We start from the raw sequence: 13,841 nt of genomic DNA on the forward strand, positions 1-13,841 counted from the left end.
AGGCCTGCCACTGTGAGCGCAAAGCGCCCATGCCGCCAGTAGAGATAATCGAAGCATCGATTGCCAAAACGGCAATCCAGGAGGCGGCCGTGAGGGTGTCCTTGATCAGCACGCAGATGCGCTACTTCCTGTCGGTGGCGCAGACCGGTTCGGTCAGCCAGGCCGCCGCGCAGTTGCATGTGGCGGCCTCGGCCGTCAGCCGGCAGATCACGAAGCTCGAGGATGCGCTCGGCGCCGCGTTGTTCGACCGCAAGCAGCGCGGCATGGCCCTCACCCCGGCCGGCGAGCGGCTGGCGACGCATCTGCGCGCAGGCGCCGAAGAGGCCGAGCGCGTGATCGAACAGGTGCAGGGACTGGCGCGCCAGGCCAAGCGCCAGGTGCGGCTGGCCTGCACCGAGGGGTTTGTCGCCGGCTTCCTGCCGACCGTGATCAACGCGTTCCGCGCCGAGTTCCCCGACGCGCGGCTGCAGCTCAGCATCGCGGCGCCCGACGAAGTCAGTGCCCTGCTGACGCGCGGCGACGCGGATCTCGCGCTGAAGTACTGCGTGGCGCCCGAAAAAGGCATGACGGTGCAGCATGCCGCGCTGGCGCCCATCTGCGCGCTGATGAAGCCCGGGCATCCGCTGGCCCGCAAGCGCGCGCTGACCGTGGCCGAGGCCGTGCGCTACCCGCTCGCGGTGGGGGCGATGGGCATGACCGGCCGGCAGCTCTTCGACAGCGCCTGCGCCCTGCAAGGCCTGCAGTACGAGGCCGCCGTGGTCAGCAACTTCTCGTCGGCACTGTTGCCTCTGGTGCACGACACCGACATCGTGTTGGCCGGCAAACTGACGGCGTTTCACCTGGTGGCCGACGGCAGCCTGGTGCTGGTGCCGTTTGCGGATGCTCAGCTGCAGCAGCGTCGCCTGCAGCTGATGTCGCTCGAAGGCCGCCTGCTGCCGCCGCTGGCCCAGTCCCTGGCGCAGCGCCTCATTGCGGCGATAGAGTGCCACGGTGCCCCTCCCCCCAACACAAGGAAGGATTCGACATGAAGTTCGTGATCATCGGAGGCAGTGGCCTCATCGGCAAGAAACTGGCGGCCCTGCTGCAGCAGGCCGGGCATCAGGTGCTGGCAGCATCGCCGTCCTCGGGTGTCAATGCGGTCACCGGCGAAGGGCTGTCCGCGGCGCTGGCCGGCGCCGAGGTGGTGGTGGACGTGAGCAACTCGCCGTCGTTCGAGGACGACGCGGTCATGGCCTTTTTCCAGTCTTCGACACGGAACCTGCTCGCCGCCGAACGCGCCGCGGGCGTGCGTCATCATGTGGTGCTGTCGGTGGTGGGGGCCGAGCGCGGGTCCGACAGCGGCTACCTGCGCGCCAAGCTGGCCCAGGAGGACATCATCCAGGGCTCGACGCTGCCGTACACCATCGTGCGGGCCACGCAGTTCTACGAGTTCCTGGCGTCCATCGCCCACTTCTACACCCAGGGCCAGACTGTGCGCGTCTCGTCGGCCAAGCTGCAGCCGATCGCCGCCGACGACGTGGCCGCCGCGCTGATGAAGGTCGCCACCGAAGCTCCGCTGAACACCACCCGCGAAGTGGCAGGCCCGCAGGCGCTGCCGCTGGACGAACTGCTGCGCCGCACGCTGCAGGCCCGGCAGGACCCGCGTGAGGTCGTGCGGGACGACGATGTGCTGTATTTCGGCGCGCGCCTGGATGACGGCACCTTGACGGCCGGCCCGCAGGCCTGGATCGGCCCGGTCTCGCTGGACAGCTGGCTGGCCCGCAACGCCGCGAACTAGGTCTGGACCCCCGTTGCTGCGTGCCCCTGATTCGCTGGGGGCAAGCGATTGCCGGCACACTGTGGCCGGCCCACCATCGGATTCACGCATGCTGCCCTTCGGCTTCGACAACACCTACGCCCGCGAACTGCCGGGCTTCTACGTGGCCTGGAAGCCCGCTGCGGTGCCGACGCCGCGCCTGCTGTTCCTCAACCAGGCGCTGGCCGCCGAGTTGAAGCTGGACGGCGCAGCGCTGAACGGGCCCGAGGGGGCCGCGCTGTTTGCCGGCAACGCCGTACCCGAGGGCGCCGAGCCCATCGCCCAGGCCTATGCCGGCCACCAGTTCGGCGGCTTCTCGCCCCAGTTGGGCGATGGCCGCGCGCTGCTGCTCGGCGAAGTGATCGACCGCGCGGGCCGGCGCCGCGACATCGCTTTCAAGGGCTCGGGCCGCACGCCCTTCTCTCGCAGCGGCGACGGCAAGGCGGCCGTCGGCCCGATGCTGCGCGAGGTGCTGATCGGCGAGGCGCTGCACGCGCTCGGCATCCCGACGACGCGGGCCCTGGCCGTGGCCGCCACCGGCGAGCCGGTCTACCGCGAGCAAGCGCTGCCCGGCGCGGTGCTGACGCGCGTGGCCGCGAGCCACCTGCGCGTGGGCACCTTCCAGTTCTTCGCGGCGCGCGGCGACATCGACAAGCTGCGCCAGCTCGCGGACTATGCGATCGCCCGCCACGACCCGGACCTGGCCGCTACGCCTGAGCGTTACCTGGCGCTGCTGCAGGCCGTCGCCGCGCGGCAGGCCACGCTCATCGCGCAGTGGATGAACGTGGGCTTCATCCACGGCGTGATGAACACCGACAACATGGCGATCTCGGGCGAGAGCATCGACTTCGGGCCCTGCGCCTTCATGGAAGCCTACGACCCGGCGGCGGTGTTCAGCAGCATCGACCACGGCGGCCGCTATGCCTACAGCAACCAGCCGCACATCGCGCGCTGGAACCTTGCCAGGTTTGCCGAGACGCTGCTGCCGCTGATGGCTTCAGCCGACGACGAGGCAGCGGTGCAGCACTCGGTCGCGCAGGTGATGACCGTCATCGACGCCTTCCCGGCCCGCTACGCCACGGCCTTGCTGCAAGGCCAACGCGCCAAGCTCGGTCTGCACGCCGCCGGCGTGGCCGACGACGAGGCCGACACGGCATTGGCCAACGACTGGCTGGCGCTGCTGCATGCGCAAGCGGTCGACTTCACGCTGGCCTGGCGTCGCCTGGCCGGCGCCGCCGACGGCAACGACAGTGCGCTGCGCGCGCTGTTCGCCGAACCCACCGCCCTGGCCGCCTGGCTCACGCGCTGGCGCGAGCGCTGCCGGCGCGACGACGCCGCCGGCGGCCCCGGTGCGGTGGAACGCGCGGCCCGCATGCGGCGCGTGAACCCGTGGATCATCCCGCGCAACCACCGCGTCGAAGAGGCGCTGGCGGCGGCCTCCGGCAACGACGACCTGGTCCCCTTCGAGCGCCTGCTGGCGGCGCTGCGCCAGCCGTTCGACGAGACGCCCGAAGGGGCGCCCTATGCCGAGCCCGCGCTGGCGGAAGTCACCGCCTGCTACCGGACCTTCTGCGGCACCTAGCGCGCGGGCCGCGCACAGCCATGCCCTTGCCGCCCCCCGCATCGCCCGACCTGCTGGACGCGCTGACGGAGATCAACGTCGACGACCTGCTGGATGCGGCCGGCCTGATGCGCTGGCGGCACACGCCGCTGCGGCGCTTGTTCCGGGCGCCCGCCCGGCGCTTCGCACGGCTGGCCCACGAGTTCGACCAGCGTGTCGGCGCGCAAGGCCTGGCCGCCGGCAGCGCCTGGCTGCTGCAGCAGGTGACAGCGGCATTGCACGTTAGCGGCGACTGCCACGTGCCGGCCAGCGGCCCGCTGCTGATCGTGGCCAACCACCCCGGCATGAGCGACACGATTGCGCTGCTCTCGGCCCTGGCCTGCCGGCCCGACCTGCGCGTGATCGCCGGCGACCGGCCGTTCCTGCGCGCGCTGCCGCAGGTGGCCCGCTCGCTGATCCTGGTGCCCGAGGGTGACGGCGAGCGCCTGCCGGTGCTGCGCGCCGGCGTCGCGCACCTGAAGCAGGGCGGCGCGCTGCTGAACTTTCCGGCCGGCCGCATCGAGCCCGACCCGGCGACCTTCGGGCCGCACCAGGCCCTGGCTTCGCTGCAGGACTGGTCGGACAGTGCGGCGCTGTTCGTGCGGCGTGTGCCGCAGACGCGCTGGCTGGCGGCGCTGGTCAGCGATGTCGTGTCCGCGCAAGTCCAGCGGCACCCGCTGACCTGGCTGCGCCGCAGCGCACACGACAAGGAAAAGCTCGCCGCGGCGCTGCAGGTCGCGCTGCCGCGCTACCACGACATGAGCGCCCGCGTGGCCTTCGGCCCGCTGCAGACCCTGGGAGCGGAGGATGCCGGCTCGCTGCACGCGGCGATGGTGGCGCAGGCCCGGCAGCTGATCGAGGCCCTGCCCTGCCGCGAAGCCGCTGCGACATCACGCGGCCCAGCTTCCCGCGGCGGCTGGCAGCGGCACCCTGCCGAGCGCGCGGCGCTGCGGCGGCTGGTGGACCGATGAGCGATCTGTCGGCCTTGGCCTGTTGGCTGATGGAGCCCGGCCGAGCCGAGTTGCGCAGTGAGATCCTGCCCGCCCCGCAAGCCGGCCAGGTGCAGGTGCGCACGCTGCACAGCGCCATCAGCCGCGGCACCGAAACCCTGGTCTTCCGCGGCGAAGTGCCGCTCAGTGAATACGAACGCATGCGTGCGCCGTTCCAGTCGGGCGACTTTCCCGGGCCGCTGAAGTACGGCTACAGCAGTGTCGGCGTGGTCGAACAAGGACCGGCCGAACTGCGGGGGCGCCAGGTGTTCTGCCTGTACCCGCACCAGACGCGTTATGTCGTGCCGGAAGCAGCCGTGCACCGGCTGCCGGACGATGTGCCGCCGGGCCGCGCCGTGCTCGCCGCGCAACTGGAAACCGCTGTCAACGCGCTGTGGGACGCCGCACCGCGGGTTGGCGATCGCATCGCGGTGGTCGGTGGCGGCACGGTCGGTCTGCTGGTGGCCTGGCTGGCGGCGCGCCTGCCCGGCTGCAGCGTCGAGCTGGTCGACACGCAACCCGGCCGCCGCACCGTGGCCGAGCAGCTTGGCGCTTATTTTTCACTGCCCGGTGCCGCACAGGACAACGCCGACCTGGTGATCCACGCCAGCGGCCAGGCCGCGGGGCTGGCAACGGCGCTGCGCCTGGCCGCCTTCGAGGCCACGGTGCTGGAGCTCAGCTGGTACGGCACACGCGCGGTGAGCGTGCCGCTGGGTGAGGCCTTCCATGCCCGGCGGCTGACCTTGAAGAGTTCGCAGGTCGGCCAGGTGGCCACCGCGCAGCGCAGCCGCTGGACGCACCGCCGCCGCCTGGCGCTGGCCTTGTCGCTGCTGCGCGAGCCGGCGCTGGACGCCCTGATCACCGATGCCGCGCCATTTGCCACGCTGCCCGCGGTGCTGGCACGGCTGGCCGGTGCCACCGGCGACAGCACGCTGTGCCAGCGCATCGACTACGACTGACCACCAGGAGAGAGCCCATGTACAGCGTCGGCGTTCGTGACCACTTCATGATCGCGCACAGTTTCCAGGGCCCCGTCTTCGGCCCCGCGCAACGCCTGCACGGCGCCACCTACGTGGTCGACCTGGAACTGCGCCGGCCCACGCTCGATGACCATGGCATCGTCGTCGACATCGGCCTGGCCGGCGAACTGCTGCGCAGCGTGCTGGGCGCGCTGAACTACCGCAACCTGGACGACGAGAGCGCCTTCGCGGGACGCAACACCACCACCGAGTTCCTCGCCCGTGTTGTCTTCGACCGCGTCGCCGAACGCATCGCGGCCGGCGCGCTGGGCCTGGGCAGCGAGGCCTTGTGCACGATGAAGGTGACGCTGAACGAATCGCATGTCGCGTGGGCCGCCTACGAAGGCGCGCTGCCCACCACCAGCGGCGGCTGACGCGCCAGCAACCTGCCATGTCGCCACCTCGCATCGCCTTCGTCGTGCCTGGCGATCTGGACAGCCTGACCGGTGGTTATGGTTACGACCGCCGCATCATCGGCGGGCTGCGCGCGGCCGGCTGGACCGTCGACCTGGTGAGCTTGGGTGGCGGCTTTCCGTGGCCGGATGCGGCCACGCGGCAGCATGCCGCCCGGCTGATCGCCGCGATCCCGGAAGGCTGCACCGTCGTCGCCGATGGCCTGGCCTTCGGCGCGCTGCCGGAGTTGGCCGTGCAGCATGCGGCGCGGCTGCGCTGGGTGGCGCTGGTGCACCACCCGCTTGCGCTCGAATGCGGCCTCGCCGCGCCGCAACGCCAGCAGCTGTTCGACAGCGAGCGGCGCGCGCTGGCCAGCGCGCAGGCGGTGATCGTCACCAGCGCGGCCACCGCGCGTGCCTTGGCGGACTACGGCGTGGCCGGGCACCGCATCCGGGTGGTGATGCCGGGCACGGCGGCCGCGCCGCTGTCCACCGGCTCGGCGGCCGCTGCGGCCGACGGCGGGCTGTCGCTGCTGTGCGTCGCGACGCTGATTCCGCGCAAAGGCCACGCCGCGCTGATCGACGCGCTGGCGGGTCTGCAGGACCGCGCGTGGACGCTCCATTGCGTCGGTAGCACGACGCGTGACGCAGCCACGGCGGCCGCCGTGCGCGCCGGCATCACCCACCACGGACTGGGCAGGCGTGTGCGGCTGCACGGCGAGGTCGACGCGCCCACGCTGCAGGCCTTCTACGCGCGTGCCGATGTCTTCGTGCTGCCGTCCTTGCATGAAGGCTACGGCATGGCGCTGGCCGAGGCCTTGGCGCATGGCCTGCCCATCGTCAGCAGCGCGGCCGGCGCCATCACCGACACCGTGCCGGCCAACGCCGGTCTGTTGCTGCCGCCGGGTGATGGCACCGCACTGCGGGCCGCGCTGGCGCGCATGCTCGACGAGCCCGCGCTGCGCCAGCGCCTGGCCGCGGGCGCACGCGCGGCGCGCACGCAGCTGCCCGGCTGGGCGCAGGCGATAGAGCACTTTGCGGCGGCGCTGCGTGCAGCCGCGCTGCCGCCAACACTGGCGTGACGGCGTGATGACGCAGCCGCACGTGACCTCCGATCCAGCCGGCTTCAGCGCCCAGTGGTTAGCGCTGCGCGAGCCCTTCGACCACGCGGCGCGCGAAGCCGGGGCGCCGCAGCTGGGCCTGCCGGAACACATCGCGCGGTGGCGCCGTGCGGGCGCGGGCTCGCGTGCGGGTGGCGTCCTCGGCGTGCTCGACCTCGGCTGCGGCCACGGCGCCAACCTGCGGGCGCTGGCACCGCGCCTGGGAGGCCTGCAGCGCTGGCGCCTGGTCGACCATGATCCGGGCCTGCTGGCGGCCGTGCCCGAGGCCCTGGCGCGCTGGTCGCGGCAGCAGGGCTACCACTTCACACAGCCCGGCGACGCCAGCGACGCGGGCCCATGCTGCATCACCGGCCCCAGCTTCTGCGCCGAGGTCCTGCGCCAACGCATCGACCTGGCACGGGACCTGTCGTCGCTGGACCTGGCGCAACCCGCCCTGATCACCGCGTCGGCCTTGCTGGACCTGGTGTCGGCCGCGTGGCTGCAGCGCTTGATTCAACGAGCGCGAGACGCCGGCGCGGCGATGCTGCTGGCGTTGACCGTCGATGGGCGCTCGGCCTGGCAGCCGGCCGACCCCGACGATGAGGCCGTTCACGCGCTGTTCAGCCGGCACCAGCGCCGCGACAAGGGTTTCGGCCCGGCGCTGGGGCCGCAGGCGCCGGCCGTCGCGTTGCAGCAGATGGCGAACGCCGGCTACCAGACGACGATGGCACGGACCGACTGGCTCATCGCCGGCGCGCAGGCTGCGGCGCTGCAACGGGCGATGATCGAAGGCATCGCGGCGGCGGCGCGGGAACAGGACCCGACCGCGCATGACCTGGTGACTGCATGGCAATCACGGCGCGAGGCCTGTGTCGGCACCAGCAGCTTGCGTGTGGGCCATGTGGACATCGTCGCCAGCCTGCCTTGAGCGGCAGGCCCGTCAAGCCGGCGCGCGCAGGTCCAGATCCCACAGCTGGTCCCGCCCCATGCGATAGACGCTGCAGCGCGGCCGCGCGCAATCGGCCAGGCGCGTGGCGCCGGCGAAGCGCAGCCCCGGCCGGCCGTCGCCGATCAACAAGGGTGCGATGGCCAGGTGCAGCCGGTCCAGGCAGCCCTGCGCCAGAAAGCGTGACACGGTGACGCCGCCGCCTTCGACGAACAGCCGCGACAAGCCTCGTGCGTGCAGCGCCGCGACAGCCAGCGCCAGCTGCAGCACGCCGCCTTCAGCCAGCAAGCCGCCCACCGCCAGCACACGCGGCGCGCCGAGCAGCGCCACGGCCTGATCGCGCCGGGTGGCGTCGCACAACCACAGCGTGGGCACCTGTTCGTCGGTGAACACATGGGCGGTGCCCACCAGCCCGGCCAGCCGCAGCGTCGGGTCCAGCAGCACGCGTGTCGGATGCGGGCCGCTGACATGGCGCGTCGTCAGACGCGGGTTGTCGCAGGCCACCGTACCGGCGCCGACGATCACCGCGTCGCTCAAGGCCCGCAAGCGATGCAGGTGCGCCAGCGTCTCGGGCCCGTTGACGAAGCAGGAGTCGCCGCTGCGTGTGGCCACGCAAGCGTCCAGGCTTTGGCCCAGCTGCGCGATCACCCACGCCGGGCCACCGCGCGGCGCATCGAGCAAGGGCTTGAACAGCGCGAACAACTCCTGCGCCGCGCTGTCCCAGGGTCCCCGCAGTTGCCAGCCGAGCCCGGCATCCCGGCTCACGCCATGCGCTGCGGCCGGCGCAGGCTCGGTGCCGCGCGCCTGGGCCATTGCCAGGAGCAGGGGCCACAAGTCGTCGGAACATCCGGACATCTGAAGGCGCTTCACGGGTGCGGACCATCATAAGCGCGCCGTGTGAGCGCCCCCAGGCCGACGACATACGTCGCCCGCCCCCCGAGGGGGATGAGCAAAGTGGCAGAGCCACATTTGCTCATGAGCGCCCCCAGGCCGACGACATACGTCGCCCGCCCCCCGAGGGGGATGAGCAAAGTGGCAGAGCCACATTTGCTCATGAGGCCGGTGGGAATAGTGCAACCCGCTCACCCGCTGCGCTAGGCCAGGCCTACAGTCCCGCCGCATGCGCTGCAGCCGGTGCTGCAGCGTGGCAGGCCACCGGGAGACCCACCATGAGCAGCGCCGCGTTCAATACCAGCATCCTGCCCTTGCCGCAGGTGGAAGGGGATCCGCCGGCGCCCGATGCCGCGGGACCAATGCGCAGGTCACCAGCGCGATGTTCGCCTGAATCGCCAGGATCCCGCCATGACATTCACACGCGTACTTCTGGCGCTAGCCGAGGCCGCCCTGGCCAGCAGCTGCAGCAAGCATGACCTGATCGCCTACCTGAAGACGCTGCAGGGCCCCACCGGCAGGCATCCACAACTTGGAGAAAGCATATGCGCGGCATCTTTTATCGCAGCGACACCCGTAGTCCCGACGCCAACGAGAACCTGTTCACCAACGGGTTCACGAAGCGCGACGTGACACAGGTGAACCCGACCCTTCGAAACATGGGCACGACGTCCGTGGGCACCGACCGGGCCCCTGATGTCGAACCATCGTCGGCGGTGTGTTTCACCAGCGACTTCTTCGGAGCGCCGATCTTCCCGGTGGCGAACCTGAATATTCCCTCGTGGGTTTACGTGCTGGACCTGGACGTCGCGACAGTGATGAACACCCAGGCGACGCAATTCAACCTGGTGCAGAACTCGGGCGCCAATACCTTGGCCGGGGGCGCCGAGGCCTTGTGGCCCATGTTCGGCCAGGAGCGCTGCGTCAATTCGATCGCCCACACCGACATCGTCGGGGCGCTTCGAGTGGCCCGGGCTTTCCTGGGCACATTTGCCCAAGGAGGAACCTTCGTCTGTTCGGCGTACAGACCGAACCCTCACTACAACGGGGGGCAGGCGGTTGCGGTTGCCGCATCAATGAACCACTTCATCGACGGCCGCGCGCACAGCACACCCACGCAGGCGGGAGGCCTGGTGCGCAACACCCGCACCTAGGCAACGAAGGGAGCAGCGTCGGCCGGCGTGTTGCGGGCCAGTGCGCGCCGCCCGCGCGCCCACCCACGGCCCACGCCCTCGGTGCGCTCCAGGTCGGCGTGGCGGCTTTCATGCTGCGTAGCGTGCGATGGTCAGGCCCTCGGTGTCGATCTCGGGTTTGCGGCCGCTCATCCAGTCGGCCAGCAGCCGGCCGGTGCCGGTGGCCATGGTCCAGCCCAGCGTGCCGTGGCCGGTGGCCAGCCACAGGTTGTTCAGCTTCGTCGGGCCGACCAATGGCGTGCCATCGGGTGTCATCGGGCGCAGGCCGGTCCAGAACTCGGCCCGGGCCACGTCGCCACCTTTGGGGAACAGGTCGGTGACGACGAATTCCAGCGTGCGGCGGCGGCTTTCCGTGAGCTGCAGGTCGAAGCCGGACAGCTGTGCGGTACCGCCGACCCGGATGCGCTCACCCAAGCGAGTGACGGCGACCTTGTGCGTCTCGTCCATGATGGTGGACTCGGGCGATTTCGCCGCATCGGTGATCGGCACGGTGATCGAGAAGCCCTTCACCGGGTAGACGGGAATCTTCAGCCCGACCTGGGCCAGCGTGGCGGTGGAGTAACTGCCCAGCGCCAGCAGGTAGGCGTCGGCCTGCACCGGGCCGGCGTCGGTGCTCACGCCGGTGATGCGCTCGCCATCGCTTTGCAAGCGCTGGATGTTGACGCCGAAGCGGAACTGCACACCCAGCGCGCGGGCCCGGTCGGCGAGGCGGTTGGTGAACAGATAGCAGTCGCCGGTTTCGTCGCCGGGCAGGCGCAATGCACCAACGAACTTGTGCTGGACCTCGGCCAGCGCGGGTTCGTACTGCAGGTAGCCGCGCGGATCCAGCAGCTGATAGGGCACGCCGTACTGCTTCAGGATCTCCACGTCCTTGGCGGTGCCGTCGAGCTGCTTCTGGGTGCGGAACAGCTGCAGCGTGCCCTGCATGCGCTCGTCATAACCGATGCCGGTGTCCGCGCGCAGTTGCTTGAGGCAGTCGCGGCTGTACTCGGCCAGGCGCACCATGCGTGCCTTGTTGATGCGGTAGCGCGTCTCGGTGCAGTTGCACAGCATCTGCAGCCCCCAGCGCCACATCGCCGTGTCGAGCATCGGCTTGATGACCAGCGGGCTGTGGTGCATCAGCAGCCAGGTGATGGCCTTGATCGGCACCCCCGGCCCGGCCCAGGGTGACGAATAACCGGGCGACACCTCGCCGGCATTCGCGAAACTGGTTTCCAGCGCCGGGCCGCGCTGGCGTTCCAGCACCGTGACTTCATGGCCGCTCTTGGCGAGGTAGTACGCAGCGGTGGTGCCGATCACGCCGCTGCCGAGGATGGTGATCTTCATGGCGTGAGTGTGGCCCATGTTGCCCGACCGCCCGGCAGATCTGTCGGCCGGGCCCTTGCGACCCGGCCGGCAGTCACGCCGCGGCGAAGCGGGCGAGTCGCTGGTGGATGAGGCTCTCGGCCTCGGCCATGATGCGGTCGATCAGCGCCTTCACGGTGGGCACGTCCTTGATCAGGCCGGCCACCATGCCGCAGGACCAGGCACCGGCGTCCATCGCGCCCTCTTTCATGATGCGCGGATAGACGCCGGCCACCTCGTCGAGGATGTGCTCGAACTTCAACGCCGCGCCCAGCGACTTTTCTTTCTCCAGCAGGCGCTCCACCGCGGCGTTGGTCAGCACACGTTCGGTGTTACGCAACGGGCGCATCACCAGCCGCGTGTCCAACTCGCTGGCCGCGACGATGGCGGCCTTGACGTTCTCGTGCACCGGTGCTTCCTGCGTCGCGATGAAGCGCGTGCCCATGTTCATGCCCTCGGCGCCCAGCGCCAATGCCGCCACCAGTGAGCGGCCATCGGCCATGCCGCCGGAGGCAACGAACGGGATCTTCAGCTCATCGGCCGCGCGCGGCAGCAGGATGAAATTGGGCACGTCGTCCTCGCCCGGGTGGCCGCCGCATTCGAAGCCGTCGACGCTGACCGCGTCGCAGCCGATGGCCTGCGCCTTCAGCGCATGCCGCACCGAGGTGCACTTGTGGATCACCTTCACGCCGGCCTCGTGCAGCGCCGGCAGCCACTTCTGTGGGTTGTTGCCCGCCGTCTCCACCGCCTTGATGCCGGCATCGAGGATGGCGCGGATGTAGCCCGGGTAGTCCGGCGAAGTCACCGTGGGCAGGAAGGTCAGGTTCACGCCGAAGGGCTGGCTGGTCAGTTCCTTGCAGCGGCGGATCTCGTTGGCCAGCAACTCCGGCGTGCGCTGCGTCAGCCCGGTGATGATGCCCAGGCCGCCGGCATTGGACACCGCCGCCGCCAGCTCGGCAAAGCCGACGTAGTGCATGCCGCCCTGGATGATGGGGTGCTGGATGCCGAAAAGTTCGGTGATGCGGGTCTTCATGCGGGGCGTCTCCTGCGCGGGGTGGGGTGAGTCAAGCCAAGGCGGAGTCTCGTCGCACCGGCGCCGGCGCGCTGTCGCCTGGGTGTCGCGAACGAGACTCGGGGGCCCGGATCCAGCCGCAGGCCTACTGCGGACGTGACGCTGACGATGCCGGCTGCGCCGGAGGACGGGAGGGGCGGAAGTTGAGGTTGTCGATGTCCGCCGCGATCAGCCACTTTCCGTCGGCACCGAGACGCAGGACCAGCACGAACTTGCCCATGTCCGGCTCGCTACTGGACTGGCTGAACCCGCCCACCATGTAGGCCAGGTCACGGGACTGCGTGAATGCGATGGCGCGCAACGCCAAAGGACCACCGGCATTCTTGGCGTACTCCGCCGCGATGGCTTCATTGCCGACAGCCGGAGGACTGCCGTTGGGAAGTGCCATGCCGCCGGGGAAGAACAGCCGTGCCAATGCAGCGGCATCCTTGGCGGTCCAGGCGCGTTCATAGCTGCGCAGCAGCGTTTCGAACTCCGCGGGAATCTGAACGGACGGTGGCGTCTTGCCTGGGTTGGCTTGCGCGTGCGTCAGGCACGAGAACAGAAGTGCGGCGGCGAGGGCTTTGGTGAGGTGCATGTCGGTGACGCCAGCTTGGTGTGCGGGCTGAGGTTTGACAGGGGGCGAGTCCGACAGTGAGACGCCAACCCGCACGGAGGATGATATGCCTCACCGCCTTGCGAGGCTGGTGGCCCGCCGTGGCCACGCCTCGAGCCAGGGATTGGACGCCAGCTGCGGCCGGACCTGCGATGCGCCGAGCGTATGATGTGTATATTGAGGCAGAAAAGTATGCATCGTGAGAACCAACATCGTGATTGACGACAAGCTGATGGCTGAAACGCTCCGAGCAACAGGCCTGAAGACCAAGCGCGAAGTGGTTGAGCTTGGCTTGAAGACGCTCTTGCGGCTGAAGCAGCAGTCCGAGATCAAGAAGCTGCGCGGCAAAATCACGTGGGAGGGCGACCTGGATGCGATGAGGCGGGATAAGTGATCCTGGTTGACTCAAGCGTCTGGATTGACTACTTCCGCGGCAGGCCGACAGCTCAGACTGAGCTCCTGGAGGGGCTGCTTGACTCACAGGAGTTGGGCATTGGCGATCTGAACTTCATCGAGGTTCTGCAGGGCTGCAAGTTCGACAAGGAGTTCAATGAAGTTCGGCGCCTGCTTGGGAGGCTCGAACTCATAGTGCTGGGTGGTGAAGACGTCGTCATCGCGGCCGCGAAGAACTACAGGAAGCTTCGGCAACTTGGGGTGACTGTTCGCGGTACGGTTGATGTCGTTCTGGCCACTCGGTGCATCGTCGGTGGCCACCGGCTTCTGCACAGTGATCGGGACTTCGATCCGTTCGAAAAGCACCTCGGCTTGCAGTGCGTCGGGTCCGGCGCCTGACGACGAGTTGACCGGCGCGACGGTAAGGCGCCCAGGCCGAACGGCGCACATCGCCGCACTACGGCTGCCGCAGTGCCTGCCACTCACGAAACGCGCTGAGCCCATCTTCCAGT

15 protein-coding genes are annotated in these 13,841 nt (G+C 69.8%); 11 read left to right on the forward strand and 4 right to left on the reverse strand.

The annotated features are described in order from the left end of the window. Window positions 1-89: 89 nt before the first annotated feature. From VLK61_RS17960 to VLK61_RS17995, 8 genes are all read left to right on the forward strand, one after another. A complete protein-coding gene (locus tag VLK61_RS17960) occupies window positions 90-1,028 on the forward strand; it encodes a LysR family transcriptional regulator (protein ID WP_325422988.1) in 939 nt (312 codons plus the stop codon). Further along, a complete protein-coding gene (locus VLK61_RS17965) occupies window positions 1,025-1,777 on the forward strand; it encodes an SDR family oxidoreductase (RefSeq protein ID WP_325422989.1) in 753 nt (250 codons plus the stop codon). Before VLK61_RS17960 ends, VLK61_RS17965 begins: the two co-directional genes overlap by 4 nt. An 88-nt stretch (window positions 1,778-1,865) precedes the next feature. Beyond that, entirely contained in the window at window positions 1,866-3,377 is a 1,512-nt protein-coding gene (locus VLK61_RS17970) for a protein adenylyltransferase SelO (protein WP_325422990.1), read from the forward strand. 20 nt (window positions 3,378-3,397) lie between these two features. Then, window positions 3,398-4,366 (forward strand): 1-acyl-sn-glycerol-3-phosphate acyltransferase, encoded by a 969-nt coding sequence (locus tag VLK61_RS17975; protein ID WP_325422991.1) that lies wholly within the window; start codon window positions 3,398-3,400, stop codon window positions 4,364-4,366. After that, entirely contained in the window at window positions 4,363-5,343 is a 981-nt protein-coding gene (locus VLK61_RS17980) for a zinc-dependent alcohol dehydrogenase (protein WP_325422992.1), read from the forward strand. Before VLK61_RS17975 ends, VLK61_RS17980 begins: the two co-directional genes overlap by 4 nt. A 17-nt stretch (window positions 5,344-5,360) precedes the next feature. Continuing rightward, window positions 5,361-5,777, forward strand: coding sequence for a 6-pyruvoyl trahydropterin synthase family protein (locus tag VLK61_RS17985; protein WP_325422993.1), 417 nt, complete (start codon window positions 5,361-5,363; stop codon window positions 5,775-5,777). Between the two features lie 17 nt (window positions 5,778-5,794). Continuing rightward, window positions 5,795-6,877 carry a glycosyltransferase family 4 protein gene (locus VLK61_RS17990; RefSeq protein WP_325422994.1) on the forward strand — a complete coding sequence of 361 codons (1,083 nt, stop codon included), beginning with the start codon at window positions 5,795-5,797 and terminating at the stop codon, window positions 6,875-6,877. Window positions 6,878-6,899: 22 nt separating this feature from the next. Then, complete coding sequence (locus VLK61_RS17995) at window positions 6,900-7,823, forward strand: class I SAM-dependent methyltransferase (protein WP_325422995.1); 924 nt, start codon at window positions 6,900-6,902, stop codon at window positions 7,821-7,823. A 12-nt stretch (window positions 7,824-7,835) separates the two neighbouring features. Here the strand turns inward: VLK61_RS17995 and VLK61_RS18000 are convergent, their stop codons facing one another. Continuing rightward, on the reverse strand, window positions 7,836-8,675 hold the full coding sequence (locus VLK61_RS18000) for a RibD family protein (RefSeq protein WP_325422996.1): 840 nt from the start codon (window positions 8,673-8,675) through the stop codon (window positions 7,836-7,838). A 602-nt stretch (window positions 8,676-9,277) separates the two neighbouring features. Here VLK61_RS18000 and VLK61_RS18005 point away from each other — a divergent pair. Continuing rightward, the gene (locus VLK61_RS18005; RefSeq protein ID WP_325422997.1) at window positions 9,278-9,886 is read left to right on the forward strand and encodes a hypothetical protein; all 609 of its coding nucleotides are present in this window, start codon (window positions 9,278-9,280) and stop codon (window positions 9,884-9,886) included. 108 nt (window positions 9,887-9,994) lie between these two features. Here VLK61_RS18005 and VLK61_RS18010 read toward each other — a convergent pair whose 3' ends face one another. From VLK61_RS18010 to VLK61_RS18020, 3 genes are all read right to left on the reverse strand, one after another. Continuing rightward, entirely contained in the window at window positions 9,995-11,251 is a 1,257-nt protein-coding gene (locus VLK61_RS18010; RefSeq protein WP_325422998.1) for a D-amino acid dehydrogenase, read from the reverse strand. A 73-nt stretch (window positions 11,252-11,324) separates the two neighbouring features. Further along, window positions 11,325-12,302 (reverse strand): NAD(P)H-dependent flavin oxidoreductase, encoded by a 978-nt coding sequence (locus VLK61_RS18015; RefSeq protein ID WP_325422999.1) that lies wholly within the window; start codon window positions 12,300-12,302, stop codon window positions 11,325-11,327. A gap of 124 nt (window positions 12,303-12,426) precedes the next feature. Continuing rightward, the gene (locus tag VLK61_RS18020; RefSeq protein WP_325423000.1) at window positions 12,427-12,918 is read right to left on the reverse strand and encodes a YybH family protein; all 492 of its coding nucleotides are present in this window, start codon (window positions 12,916-12,918) and stop codon (window positions 12,427-12,429) included. A 217-nt stretch (window positions 12,919-13,135) separates the two neighbouring features. Here VLK61_RS18020 and VLK61_RS18025 point away from each other — a divergent pair, with 217 nt between their 5' ends. Together VLK61_RS18025 and vapC are read left to right on the forward strand one after the other, a co-directional pair. After that, window positions 13,136-13,330: a type II toxin-antitoxin system VapB family antitoxin gene (locus VLK61_RS18025; protein WP_325423001.1), complete on the forward strand. Its 195-nt coding sequence runs from the start codon at window positions 13,136-13,138 to the stop codon at window positions 13,328-13,330. Further along, the gene (gene vapC, locus VLK61_RS18030) at window positions 13,327-13,728 is read left to right on the forward strand and encodes a type II toxin-antitoxin system VapC family toxin (RefSeq protein WP_325423002.1); all 402 of its coding nucleotides are present in this window, start codon (window positions 13,327-13,329) and stop codon (window positions 13,726-13,728) included. Before VLK61_RS18025 ends, vapC begins: the two co-directional genes overlap by 4 nt. The last annotated feature ends 113 nt before the right edge of the window (window positions 13,729-13,841 follow it).

This window comes from Aquabacterium sp. (assembly GCF_035476535.1).
Taxonomy (GTDB): domain Bacteria; phylum Pseudomonadota; class Gammaproteobacteria; order Burkholderiales; family Burkholderiaceae_C; genus Pseudaquabacterium.

Excerpts from the sequence above, each read along its gene's own strand:
- VLK61_RS17965 (WP_325422989.1), top strand. The coding sequence starts at position 1,025 with ATGAAGTTCGTGATCATCGGAGGCAGTGGCCTCATCGGCAAGAAACTG.
- VLK61_RS17970 (WP_325422990.1), top strand. The coding sequence starts at position 1,866 with ATGCTGCCCTTCGGCTTCGACAACACCTACGCCCGCGAACTGCCGGGC.
- VLK61_RS17975 (WP_325422991.1), top strand. The coding sequence starts at position 3,398 with ATGCCCTTGCCGCCCCCCGCATCGCCCGACCTGCTGGACGCGCTGACG.
- VLK61_RS17980 (WP_325422992.1), top strand. The coding sequence starts at position 4,363 with ATGAGCGATCTGTCGGCCTTGGCCTGTTGGCTGATGGAGCCCGGCCGA.
- VLK61_RS17985 (WP_325422993.1), top strand. The coding sequence starts at position 5,361 with ATGTACAGCGTCGGCGTTCGTGACCACTTCATGATCGCGCACAGTTTC.
- VLK61_RS17990 (WP_325422994.1), top strand. The coding sequence starts at position 5,795 with ATGTCGCCACCTCGCATCGCCTTCGTCGTGCCTGGCGATCTGGACAGC.
- VLK61_RS18005 (WP_325422997.1), top strand. The coding sequence starts at position 9,278 with ATGCGCGGCATCTTTTATCGCAGCGACACCCGTAGTCCCGACGCCAAC.
- VLK61_RS18010 (WP_325422998.1), bottom strand. The coding sequence starts at position 11,251 with ATGAAGATCACCATCCTCGGCAGCGGCGTGATCGGCACCACCGCTGCG.
- VLK61_RS18015 (WP_325422999.1), bottom strand. The coding sequence starts at position 12,302 with ATGAAGACCCGCATCACCGAACTTTTCGGCATCCAGCACCCCATCATC.
- VLK61_RS18020 (WP_325423000.1), bottom strand. The coding sequence starts at position 12,918 with ATGCACCTCACCAAAGCCCTCGCCGCCGCACTTCTGTTCTCGTGCCTG.